A 12,426-nucleotide genomic window follows, 5' to 3' on the forward strand; every position below is an offset into this window, starting at 1 on the left:
ATGCCAAGAAATGGCTGATCAATTGTCAAAAAATTAAAATGTAATCGCTGCAATTGCCCTAATAATAAGATTTTTAAAATTGGTACGACCCAATAAATAAAATGGTTGACTTTTGTTGAAATTTTAGTATGATATAAGTGTAAGTTAATTAATTAAGTCATTAAATTTAAGCTTAAAAAAGCGGGAGGAAAATCATGGATTCAGTAAAAAATACTGTCAATTATGATTCACCGGAATATTTAAAGTTAATGAACGAATATTGGCGTGCTGCTAATTACGTTTCTGTGGGCCAACTTTACTTAAAGTCTAACCCATTGTTACGTGAACCATTAAAAGCATCTGATGTTAAAGTTCACCCAATTGGTCACTGGGGCACAATTGCTGGCCAAAACTTCATTTACACTCATTTGAACCGTGCAATTAAGAAATATGATTTGAATATGTTCTATATCGAAGGTCCAGGTCATGGTGGCCAAGTTATGGTTTCAAATTCATATTTGGATGGCACTTATACTGAAATTTATCCTAACATTACTGAGGATGAAGAAGGTATGGGCAAGTTGTTCAAACAATTCTCATTCCCAGGTGGCGTTGCTTCTCATGCTGCTCCTGAAACACCAGGTTCAATGCATGAAGGTGGCGAATTAGGCTACTCAATCTCTCATGGTGTTGGTGCAATTCTTGACAACCCAGATGTTATCGCTGTTTCTGTTGTCGGTGATGGCGAAGCCGAAACCGGTCCTTTAGCAGCTTCATGGTTATCAACAACTTTCATTAACCCAATTAATGATGGTGCTGAATTACCAATCTTGAATTTAAATGGCTTCAAGATTTCTAACCCAACAATTCTTTCTCGTAAGTCTGATGAAGAATTGACGAAGTATTTCGAAGGTAACGGTTGGGAACCAATCTTTGTTGAAGGCGATGATCCTGATAAGATGCACCCAGCAATGGCTAAGGCCGTTGATGAAGCTATTGAAAAGATCAAAGCTATCCAAAAACATGCTCGTGAAAACAACGATCCAACACGTCCAATTTGGCCAATGATCATCTTACGTGCACCTAAAGGCTGGACTGGTCCTAAAGAATGGGATGGCGAACCAATCGAGAATTCGTTCCGTGCTCACCAAATTCCAATTCCTGTTGACCAAAACGACATGCAACATGCCGACAAATTAGTAAATTGGTTAGAATCATACAAGCCTGAAGAATTATTTGATGAAACTGGTGCTTTAAAACCAGAAATCAAAGCAACAACTCCTGCCGGCGAACACCGGATGGCTGCTAACCCAATCACAAATGGTGGTATCAATCCTCGTCCTTTGAAATTACCAGACTGGCGTGATTATGCGTTAGATAATTCAGAACATGGCAAAAACATTGCTCAAGATATGAATATCTTTGGTAAATGGACTCGCGACGTTATCGTTAAGAACCCAGACAACTTCCGTGTCTTCGGTCCTGATGAAACAATGTCTAACCGTTTAGCACCAATCTTTGAAGCTAGCGAACGTCAATGGCTTGAACCAATTAAGAAGCCTAACGATGAATTCGTTGCACCTGCTGGTCGGATTATTGATTCACAATTATCTGAACATCAAGCTGAAGGTTTCTTGGAAGGTTATGTTTTAACTGGCCGTCATGGTTTCTTCTCAAGTTATGAAGCATTCTTACGCGTTGTTGATTCAATGTTGACACAACACTTCAAGTGGTTACGTAAAGCTAATGAATTACCTTGGCGTAACAAGTACCCTTCATTGAACATTATCGATACTTCAACTTCGTTCCAACAAGATCACAACGGTTATACTCACCAAGATCCAGGTATCTTAGGTCACTTAGCTGACAAGAAGCCTGAATATATCCGTGAATATTTACCAGCTGATGCTAACTCACTCTTAGCAGTTGCTAACAAAGCATTTGCTAGTGAAGAGAAGATCAACTTGATTGTGACTTCTAAACACCCACGTCCACAATGGTATTCTGCTGAAGAAGCTGATGTCCTTGTGAACAAAGGCTTGAAGATTATCGACTGGGCAAGTACTGATAATGGTGAAGAACCAGATATCATCTTTGCTGCTGCTGGTACTGAACCTAACTGGGAAAGTTTGGCTGCAATCTCTATCTTGCACAAACAATATCCAGATATGAAGATTCGTTTCATCAACATTGTTGACTTGTTGAAATTACAATCACCAAAAGTTAACCCTCGTGGTTTAAGTGATGAAGAATTCGACAACTACTTCACAACTGATAAACCAGTTATCTTCGCTTTCCATGGCTTTGAAGGCTTGATTCGTGATATCTTCTTTGATCGTCACAATCATAATCTTTATGTTCATGGTTACCGTGAAAACGGTGATATCACAACACCATTTGATATGCGTGTTGTTAACCAATTGGATCGCTTCGATCTTTCTAAAGACGCCGCTTTGGCTGTATATGGTCCTAAAGCTGCTGGCTTTGCACAAAAGATGGACGATAAAGTTGCTTATCACAATGCATATATTCGCGACTATGGTACTGATATTCCAGAAGTTGAAGAATGGCAATGGGAACCACTTAAGTAATCATTTACCGGTGATCGCTTAACCATCCTTTCAGCATCACAATATGTAACTCCTCCTAAAAAAATATATTTAAGTCAGAGAATTGAGGCAAAGTTAATTTTGCCTCAATTCTTTTTTGAAATTAAAATATGATTTATGTTTTACAATCTAAGAGCGAATTTTAGATACTCGTCTAACTTTTGTTCGTTCTGTTTTTGTGGCACAATCTAATTATCCTAACGATTAAAAAATTATTGAGGTGAGTCAAATGACGATTGTTGCACCTTCACTGTTAAGTTCAAGTCTGTTTAAATTGAAAGAACAAATAACGACAATTGAAAAAAGTCCGGCTGAATATTTGCACGTGGATATTATGGATGGCCATTATGTACCCAATATCAATTTTGGCGACCAATTTGTTAAAGAATTGCGGGCACAAACGGATTTGGTTTTGGATTGCCATATTATGGTAGAAAATCCGGAACAAGTTGTTTTTGACGTTGCGCAAGCTGGTGGCGACATTCTGACTTTTCATCCCGAAACATCACAACATGCTTATCGGTTAATTGAAGAGATTCATAAACTTGGTAAAAAAGCAGGCATTGCCTTTGATCCGGCTTTAGGCATTGCTGCTTATCAAGATCTGTTGCCAATCGTCGATCAAGTTTTAGTCATGACGGTTAGCCCGGGTTTTGGTGGCCAAAAGTTCATTGAAAAAATGACGACTAAAATTGCTCAGGTTGAACAATTACGAGTTGCCAATCATTATCATTACAATATTGAAGTCGACGGTGGCATTACTGAAGGGACTGGCCGTCTTTGTGTGGCAGCGGGTGCCAACGTCTTAGTTGCGGGTTCATATGTTTTTAAGAATGGTATTACTGAACCGATTGTAAAATTAGCAAGTCTATAAGTAACAAGTGTCGAAAGGAACTGAGTTAAGAGCTCGGTTCTTTTTTTGTGTTGTTATGTGATTTGGCCGAATTCATAAATTTTGATGCTGTAACTCGGTCGCTTTGTACGCTCTCAGTATGATCAAATATAAGAGTAAAATTTATTGGAGCTGGCAACATGGCTCTCGTTTCACTGAACATTTGTCAGATAGCTTCGAAGTTTTTGACGTTGCGGCTTTTTAAGTGCTGTTATTTATCGTAAAATAAATGTAATTAACTTAATGAGGTATGATCATGGCAAATAAAGTGACAATTGTAGGTAGTATTAATGTGGATCGAATTTTACAAATCGATGCATTGCCACAACCAGGCGAAACAATTTGTATGCAAGATTTAACAATCGCGGCTGGTGGCAAGGGTGCTAATCAAGCTGTTGCGGCAGCTCGTTCTGGTGCCACAACCAGTTTTATTGGTGCAGTTGGGCAAGATTTGGATGGCCAAATGATGTTACATAAACTCGGCGATAATCAAGTTAATACCTGTGCGATTCAAGTAATGAATAGTCGGGCAACGGGTCAAGCGTATATTTTATTGCAGGCGACGGGACAAAACTCGATTATTATTAGTGCTGGTGCTAATGCGGATGTTTCAAGCACCCAAGTTAACGCTAATCAAGATTTAATTACACAAGCCGATTATGTGGTGGCACAATTTGAAACACCGATCACGGCAACGACCACGGCATTTCAAATTGCTCGAGCGAATCAAACCCTAACGATATTAAACCCCGCACCGGCCACAGAAACGATCTCTAAGGATTTATTACAGTTAACTGATATCATTGTTCCTAATGAAACGGAAGCTGCTAATTTGACGGGAATTGAGTTTACTAATGAACAATCAATGCAAATGATTGCAACAGAGTTCTTCAAGGCTGGTGTTAAAGTTGTGATTATTACATTGGGCAGTCGCGGTTGCTTCGTTGCTCGTGAAGGCTTCGCGAAGATTATTCCAGCATTATCCGTTGAAGCGGTAGATACAACCGCAGCTGGAGATACATTTATTGGCTCGTTAGCGACAGAATTAGCACCAGATTTTGTGAATTTAGAGTCAGCTATCAACTATGCAAGTCGTGCTTCCGCATTAACCGTCCAAAAGCTTGGTGCATTCCCATCAATTCCAACACGGAATGAAGTTGAGGCATTGGGCTAGAGACGTACATTAAAACTGTTATTTAGAATTTCTTCGCGCTTCCACAAAGTTGCACAGAAAACGTGGCGCGTTGACGTGACGGAAAATAAATACTTGTCGCTGGAACGTAGTGGGCGTTGTTTGAAGCCAATTTTTACAAAATTGTCTCCAAGACAAGCCCTATTGTAGGTGATAAATCACCAACAATAATTTCACTACTGAGTGATATTTTTTCGCCGCCACTCAGTTTGTATGTTGTAAACTAAAACTGTTATTTTGTTGTTCTTCGCGCTTCCGCAAAGTTGCGCATGGAACGTGGTGGACGCTGCTTGAAACCGATTTTTACAAAATCGTCTCCAAGACAGGTCTTACTGTAAGCAATAAATTGCTAACAGTAATTTTACCACTGATGGCAACTTTGCTCCAGCACTAACAAACGTGTGGTTGGCTCGCTTCTAATTCGTAGAAGTATAAAATTGCAGTTAAGTTGCACTAAATTTCATTAGTCAGTGCCGGAGGGAAATCGCGGTCAGCCGCGGAATTATTGTTAGTGACTTGTCACTTACAATAAAGCTCGTATTTAAGACGAATTGGTTTTGATTCGGCTTAAATCGATGCTCGCAGCGTTCCACCAGCGTATTTCCCGGAGGCACGAAGAAATAAAAAAATAGACTAAATAATAAAATCCTCTAGTTCAGAAGTTATTGAACTAGAGGATTATTTTTATTTAGAGCTCTCTCGCAAAATCAATTCAGTACCGATATTCATGTTAAGTGGCACAGTTCGTTGAGAGTCTAGGCGGTCTAATAATAATTCAACGCTTTTCTGCCCCATCAATTCAGTGTCGACCTTAACCGAACTTAATTGTGGTGAGAAATATTTTGCAACGGTGCTGTCGTTAAAACCAATAATACTGACGCGCTCAGGTACGGCGATGTTGGCTTCTTTTAAAGCGTGAAGAGCACCAATAGCTAGGGCATCGTTGGCGGCAAAGAAGGCATGAGGTAGGCGTTCGCCTAATTGCTTAATTGCAGTTGCCATCATTTGGTGCCCAGATTCAACGCTAAAATTACCCTTCAGTACGAAATCGGGATTTAATAATTTACGGTCGCGTAGAATATTACGGAAAGTTTGGTAACGCTGATCGGTTAAACGTAATTGTTGATCACTGGTGACTTCTTGACCTGCGAGAATACCAATGTCATCAATGCCAACATCTTGGAAATGATCAATAATTTGTAACACGGGGTAGTGGAAATTAGTCGTGACGCTGTCAAAGCCATAGTTCAATGTATTAAAATCAACAAAAGTTGTGGGCAAACCAGTGGCTTTAATCCGCTTAATCTGATTATGACTGAATTTACCAATGGCAATCATCCCAACAAAATCCGGTGCAGTAGGCAACTTTTTTTGTTGCAAACCGATTTGTTGAGGCTCAAAACCGGCCTCGTGAATTTTATTTTCCGCACCTAACCGAATTGAGAGGTAGTAGATATCGTCCAATTCTTCTTGCTCATTATACCAAGTCAGTAGCGCGATTTTTTGTGATGGTCGCATTGCCTTTTTCTTATGCTGGTAATTAAGATCTTCGGCCGCTTCAAACACTCGTTTTTTAGTTTTGTCAGTGACGGATAGTTCGGGATCATAATTTAAAACGCGCGAAACGGTGGCTGGTGAAACGCCCGCCTTCTCGGCAATGTCTTTAATTGTTGCCATGGGATTTACCTCCGATAAGGAATGACGCGAAGTTAAGAAGTGGTACTCTGATTTTCATTATAGATTTATTTAGTAAATATTTCAATCATTGTTTCCTACGATTTTAACGAAAACTAATTGACTTTAGCGCTAATTCAGTGGTATAACTAAGTTAATAAAATTTAGTAAAAACTAAATAATTTACTAAAAAGGAGCGCTAATTATGACAATTTTAGTAACAGGTGGTGCAGGCTACATCGGTTCACACACAACCGATCGCTTGATTGAACAAGGATTTGATGTGGCAGTCGTTGACAATTTGGTCACAGGTCATCGTCAATCCGTCAATTCAAAAGCTAGATTTTACGAAGGGGATCTTCGTGATCGTGCATTTTTGGAATCAGTATTTACTAAAGAGGATATTACTGGCGTCGTTCACTTCGCAGCTTTCTCATTAGTTGCAGAATCAATGAAAGATCCGTTGAAATATTTTGACAATAATGATTATGGCTTCATTGTTTTACTTGAAGTAATGCAGAAGTATAACGTTAAACAATTGGTCTTCTCTTCAACAGCGGCAACTTATGGTGAAGCTAAAGAAATTCCAATTACAGAACAAACACCACAAGAACCAACCAATCCTTATGGTGAAAGTAAATTAACCATGGAAAAATTTGCTCATTGGCAAGATGTTGCCCATGATTTGAAATGGGTGGCATTACGTTACTTCAACGTTGCTGGTGCTAAGGCCGACGGTTCAATCGGTGAAGATCACCGTCCAGAATCACATTTAATTCCAATCGTCTTACAAGTGGCTAGTGGTAAACGGGAAATGTTACAAATTTTCGGTGACGACTATGATACTAAAGATGGTACTAATGTCCGCGATTATGTTCACGTTGTTGATTTGGCCGACGCTCATATTTTAGCGCTTAAGTATCTTGAGGCAGGCAATGAATCTAATCAATTCAACTTAGGTTCAGCAACTGGTTTCTCTAATTTAGAAATTGTCGAAGCAGCTCGAAAAGTGACTAAAGAACCAATTCCTTATGAAATCGCTGCTCGTCGTCCTGGTGATCCTAGTACTTTGATTGCGTCATCGCAAAAAGCACGGGAAATTTTGCACTGGGAACCAAAATATGATGATATTGAAAAAATTATTGCAACTGCTTGGCTCTGGACTGAAAAACATCCAAATGGTTTTGATAAGTAGGAGAATGATCGAATATGCAATTAGCAGAAATTAATACTCATTTTACCGAAGTATTTGGTGAGCAGGTCGATGCTAACTATTTCGCACCTGGTCGAATTAATTTAATTGGTGAGCATACCGATTATAACGGTGGTCACGTTTTTCCAGCGGCGATTAGTCTGGGAACTTATGCAGCAGTTAGTCCAACAGCTGATCAGCAATTACATTTATATTCTGCAAATTTTGAAACACAAGGTATTCATGAAATTGATTTAAACAACTTGGTTTTCAATAAAGATGACGATTGGACTAACTTTGTTAAAGGTGAGTTCTTCTTACTTCAAGAAGCTGGCGTGGTTTTTAATCATGGCTTGAACATTTATTTCTATGGTAATTTACCTGCTGCTTCAGGCTTATCTTCATCAAGTTCGATTGAATTATTAACCGGTACGATTATTAACGCTTATTACAATTTAGACAAGACGCCACTTGATTTGATTAAGCTGGGTCAACAAGTTGAGAACCAATATATTGGTGTTAATTCTGGTATTATGGATCAATTTGCAATTGGTATGGGTAAAAAGGATCAGGCTATTTTCCTTGATACGAATACTTTAGATTACCACTATTATCCGATTACCTTAGATGATTATGAAATTGTCATTATGAATACAAATAAGCCACGGGCCTTAAGTGACAGCAAGTATAACGAGCGTCGTTCTGAATGTGAAGCTGCATTGGCACGGTTGCAAAAGGTTGTGGCAATTGACTCATTAGGTGATTTAACTGCCGAGAGTTTCGATGAATATTGCTACGCGATTAATGATGATATTTTGATCAAACGTGCCCGCCATGCTGTTTTGGAAAACCAACGAACTATTATGGCGGCGAAGGCCTTAACTGACGGTGATTTAGTAAAATTTGGTCGATTAATCAATGCTTCCCATGTCTCACTTGAGTATGACTACGAAGTAACTGGCATTGAATTGGATACGTTGGCGCACACCGCTTGGCAGCAACCTGGCGTGTTAGGTGCGCGAATGACCGGTGCTGGTTTTGGCGGTTGCGCAATTGCAGTGGTTAAATCAGCTAATATTCCTGATTTCGTAGCAAAAGTTGGTGCAGCTTATCGTGACGTTGTCGGTTATGATGCTGGGTTCTACCGTGCTAAAATTGCGGACGGTCCGCACAAAATTATAGATCATAACTTAATCATTGAATAATAACCTGTTGATTCAGGGTTTGATCATTAAATTGTTGCGTCATTAAATTATGTGTTTAACTTTCAATTAAGCTTAGGAGTATGTTGGCATAATGAGTCAGACAAACTTAGTCACACCGTTTGTGACAGAAATTTTGAAAAATAATTCGCAATTCCAAGACTTAGATCGGATTTACTTGCAAAATCAAATTTTGGCCTTAGTTGGGGCTGATGATTTTGAAGATGTTGTGGGAACAAGCGCTGAGGAACCTATTGCCTTAGCTAATCAGCTAGTTGATTTTGCTGTTCTTCACGAAACGATTGCCGATAATCAGCCTGCTCGGGAAATTCTTGAAGCCCAGTTGTTGAATTTAATAACGCCGTCGCCTAGTTTTGTTAATCAACGTTTTTGGAATTTATACAAAGAAGCGCCACAAAAAGCGACGAAGTATTTCTATCATTTATCAACGGCCAATGATTATGTTAAGACGGCTCAGATTGCCAAGAATATTAAGTTCCCAGTGGCCACAGAATACGGCGATTTGGAGATTACCATTAACTTGTCCAAGCCGGAAAAAGATCCGAAGGCAATTGCGGCGGCTGCTACAGCGGCGCCGTCAAGTTATCCTGCTTGCCAATTGTGCATGACCAATGAGGGTTATCGTGGTCGAATGAATTATCCTGCGCGCAGCAATCATCGAATTGTTCGTTTCAATTTAAACGGTCAAACTTGGGGTTTCCAATATTCACCGTATGCTTATTTTAACGAGCATTGTATTTTCCTTGATTCTGTTCACGAGCCAATGCATATTAATCGGCAAACGTTTTGTAATCTCTTTTCAATTATTTCGACTTTTCCTCATTATTTTGTCGGAAGTAATGCCGATTTACCAATTGTCGGTGGATCGATGTTGAGTCACGAGCATTATCAAGGTGGACGGCATGTTTTCCCCATGAACAAGGCGCAGGTTGAGCGGGAATTCCAGTGGCCTACCTACCCCGATGTGAAAATCGGTGTTGTGAATTGGCCAATGTCAGTCATTCGATTGTCTGGTCAGAACCAAGCCGAGATTATTAATGCCGCAACAGATATTTTAGAAAAGTGGCAGCATTATTCTGACGCATCACAATCAATCTTAGCGCGTGATGCTGATGGCACGTTGCATCATACGATTACGCCAATTGCGAATCTCATTGATGGTGAGTATCGTTTAGATCTCGTTTTACGTGACAATCAAACTTCAAGTGCTTATCCGGACGGAATTTTTCATCCCCACCAAGATGTGCAGCATATTAAGAAAGAAAATATTGGTTTGATTGAAGTGATGGGCTTGGCAATTTTACCAGGGCGATTGTTAAATGAACTGGCAGAAGTAAACAAGTATCTTTTAGATCAACCCAATCAAATTTCAGTAATCCATCAACCTTGGGCCGAGAGTTTGAAGGCCAAATATTCCGATCAATTAACCGTCGACAATGTTGAACAAATCGTCCGTGAAGAAGTCGGCCATGTCTTTGCGCGAGTTTTGGAAGATGCAGGGGTATTTAAAAGAACCGCAGCAGGCCAAGCAGCGTTTGACCGCTTTATCAAGCGAGTCATTGCTTAAAAATAAATTTTGGGTTGTTGGTAATATTTTGAAGTGCTAAACCCTAAAACTGTTATGTTGTACTTCGTCGTGCCTAAAGAAAACACGCTGGTAGAACGCTGCGAGCTTGATTTGAGCCAAATCAAAAACCGATTTGTTTCAAATACAAACTTTCTTGTAAATGGTAAACCATCAACAAGAATACCGCGGCTGACCGCGATTTTCCTCCGGCACTGACAAACGAGATGTGTTGGTGTGATTTAACTTCAAGTTTGTACTTCTCAAAATTTTAGAGGGCAGTCCAACCACTTGTCAATTCAGCGTTTGCGCAAAGGTTGCTATCTTGTCAGATTAGTGGTGGCGAAATAATACCGCTCAGTAGTGAAATTATTGTCAGTGATTTATCACCTACAATAAGGTTCGTATTTGAGACGATTTGTTCTTTAATCGGCTCAAATCGATGCCCACTACGTTCCAGCGCAAAGTATTATTTCGCCGCCACGACAACGCGCACGTTCCGTATGAAACCTTTGCGTAAGCGAGAAGCAGTACGAAATAATAGTTTTAGCTTTCACCGCCACGACAACACACTATGTTCTATATGCAGCCCATTTTTAATCACAGCACAAATGGCCCACGAGAAAAAATCTCGTGGGCCTTCTGAATTAGTCGCTGTTATTTTTGAGCAGCCTTGGTGACTGCAGCGCCGGCGAGGGCGTTGACGTAGTTAATTGGTTGATCGTAGTTTGGTTGAAAGAACATGTCAACCATTGCTAGTTGATCAATTGTCATTTTGTTTTGAATTGCTAATGAAATAACGTTAGCGGATTGAGCACAGTCATATGAACTGTAGAAGGCACCACCTTTGATTACTCGTGTTTCCGGATCCCATGTTAGTGACATTAAGATGGGTTCTGTTGTTAACATGAAGTCAGGGCGGTAATCTTGTTCCAAAGTGACACTAGCAACTTGCAAACCGCGAGCTTCAGCGCCATCAACGGTTAAGCCAGAAGCTGCTAATGTTTTTTCGAATAGGCAAACGGCGGAGGTTGCCTGGGTACCGAGATATTTCTCAGTAGGAACTTCAATGTTCTTGCCCACTAAGATCCCTTGGCGAACAGCGTTAGTTGCTAGCGGAATATAATCGTCTTTACCAGTTGGATTGTAGTGAACAACTGAAGAATCACCAGCAGCATAAATATCGGGATTACTGCTCTGCATGTATTCATTGGTGATGATTGCGCCATTCCGGAGCATTTCAACTTGCCCTTTTAATAATTCAGTGTGAGGTCGGAACCCAACTGCCAAAATTGCCAGGTCAGCAGTATAGCTTGACTGATCCGTTGTGACGGTAATTTGGTCAGTACCAGAGAAACTGACTACTTTTTCATTGAGCGCTAATTTAACGCCGTGGTCAGTATAATCTTTTTCGACACGATCAGTGATGACGCTATCAAAGTTCTTAGCTAGAACACGAGGTAAAGCATCAATTAAGGTAACTTCTTTGCCAGTAACCGCGTATTGTTCTGCTAATTCGGCGCCGATATAGCCGGCACCAATCACGATTACAGATTCAATTTCAGGTGCTAAGTCTTTTAAGGTCTTAGCATTGTTCCAGTCCTTGCACAATTTCAGCTTAGGATGGTCAATGCCCTCTAGTGGTGGGATAACCGGGGCCGAACCGGTCGTGACAACTAATTTATCATAAGTATCAGTGGTGATTTCGCCAGATTGCAAATCTTTAACGCGCACCGATTTAGTCGCGCTGTTGACTTCTAAAACGTCATGTTGCATTTTCATTGTGGCGCCCAAAGAAGTCAATGCTTCAGGATTAGAGTAGAACATTTTATTAGGATCCGAAACATGACCGCCAACCCATAATGCAATACCACATGATAAAAATGATAATGTATCGTTGCGCTCATAAACGGTAACGTCCCAGTCAGGATGCTCTGTCAGAATTTGTTGCGTTGCAAAAGTACCCGCGTGTGTACAACCAATAACAATAACTTTCATAGAATTGCCCTCCGATTTTATCCTTATATAATTTCAGTTTAAATGATTCACAAGTAATGTCAACGCTAACAACTTGTGAAAAATCAGAGTGCAGAGAAGCGCG

At 40.1% G+C, this 12,426-nt stretch carries 8 protein-coding genes; 6 read left to right on the forward strand and 2 right to left on the reverse strand.

Annotated features, from left to right (window positions below; all coding sequences use genetic code 11):
* Positions 1–194 precede the first annotated feature (194 nt).
* The 3 genes from EKM65_RS02055 (at position 195) to rbsK (ending at position 4,654) form a co-directional block, all read left to right on the forward strand.
* A complete protein-coding gene (locus EKM65_RS02055; RefSeq protein ID WP_125604998.1) occupies positions 195–2,570 on the forward strand; it encodes a phosphoketolase family protein in 2,376 nt (791 codons plus the stop codon).
* Between the two features lie 247 nt (positions 2,571–2,817).
* Positions 2,818–3,462, forward strand: a complete 645-nt coding sequence (gene rpe / locus EKM65_RS02060) for a ribulose-phosphate 3-epimerase (protein WP_125605000.1) — start codon at positions 2,818–2,820, stop codon at positions 3,460–3,462.
* 274 nt (positions 3,463–3,736) lie between these two features.
* A complete protein-coding gene (gene rbsK, locus EKM65_RS02065) occupies positions 3,737–4,654 on the forward strand; it encodes a ribokinase (RefSeq protein WP_125605002.1) in 918 nt (305 codons plus the stop codon).
* Positions 4,655–5,356: 702 nt separating this feature from the next.
* Here the strand turns inward: rbsK and EKM65_RS02070 are convergent.
* Positions 5,357–6,349, reverse strand: a complete 993-nt coding sequence (locus EKM65_RS02070) for a LacI family DNA-binding transcriptional regulator (RefSeq protein WP_125605004.1) — start codon at positions 6,347–6,349, stop codon at positions 5,357–5,359.
* Between the two features lie 202 nt (positions 6,350–6,551).
* Between EKM65_RS02070 and galE the strand changes: the two genes are divergently transcribed.
* The 3 genes from galE (at position 6,552) to EKM65_RS02085 (ending at position 10,328) form a co-directional block, all read left to right on the forward strand.
* Complete coding sequence (galE, locus tag EKM65_RS02075) at positions 6,552–7,541, forward strand: UDP-glucose 4-epimerase GalE (RefSeq protein ID WP_125605006.1); 990 nt, start codon at positions 6,552–6,554, stop codon at positions 7,539–7,541.
* Positions 7,542–7,555: 14 nt separating this feature from the next.
* Entirely contained in the window at positions 7,556–8,743 is a 1,188-nt protein-coding gene (locus tag EKM65_RS02080) for a galactokinase (RefSeq protein ID WP_125605008.1), read from the forward strand.
* A 91-nt stretch (positions 8,744–8,834) separates the two neighbouring features.
* Complete coding sequence (locus EKM65_RS02085; protein ID WP_125605010.1) at positions 8,835–10,328, forward strand: UDP-glucose--hexose-1-phosphate uridylyltransferase; 1,494 nt, start codon at positions 8,835–8,837, stop codon at positions 10,326–10,328.
* A gap of 654 nt (positions 10,329–10,982) precedes the next feature.
* On the opposite strand, the gene EKM65_RS02090 is transcribed toward EKM65_RS02085, so the two are convergent.
* Positions 10,983–12,323, reverse strand: coding sequence for an FAD-dependent oxidoreductase (locus tag EKM65_RS02090; protein WP_125605012.1), 1,341 nt, complete (start codon positions 12,321–12,323; stop codon positions 10,983–10,985).
* Between the last annotated feature and the right edge of the window lie 103 nt (positions 12,324–12,426).

It is taken from the genome of Lapidilactobacillus bayanensis (genome assembly GCF_003946695.1).
Lineage (GTDB): Bacteria > Bacillota > Bacilli > Lactobacillales > Lactobacillaceae > Lapidilactobacillus > Lapidilactobacillus bayanensis.

Coding starts and splice junctions, on each gene's coding strand:
- rbsK (WP_125605002.1), top strand. CDS start 3,737: ATGGCAAATAAAGTGACAATTGTAGGTAGTATTAATGTGGATCGAATT.
- galE (WP_125605006.1), top strand. CDS start 6,552: ATGACAATTTTAGTAACAGGTGGTGCAGGCTACATCGGTTCACACACA.
- EKM65_RS02070 (WP_125605004.1), bottom strand. CDS start 6,349: ATGGCAACAATTAAAGACATTGCCGAGAAGGCGGGCGTTTCACCAGCC.
- EKM65_RS02055 (WP_125604998.1), top strand. CDS start 195: ATGGATTCAGTAAAAAATACTGTCAATTATGATTCACCGGAATATTTA.
- rpe (WP_125605000.1), top strand. CDS start 2,818: ATGACGATTGTTGCACCTTCACTGTTAAGTTCAAGTCTGTTTAAATTG.
- EKM65_RS02080 (WP_125605008.1), top strand. CDS start 7,556: ATGCAATTAGCAGAAATTAATACTCATTTTACCGAAGTATTTGGTGAG.
- EKM65_RS02085 (WP_125605010.1), top strand. CDS start 8,835: ATGAGTCAGACAAACTTAGTCACACCGTTTGTGACAGAAATTTTGAAA.
- EKM65_RS02090 (WP_125605012.1), bottom strand. CDS start 12,323: ATGAAAGTTATTGTTATTGGTTGTACACACGCGGGTACTTTTGCAACG.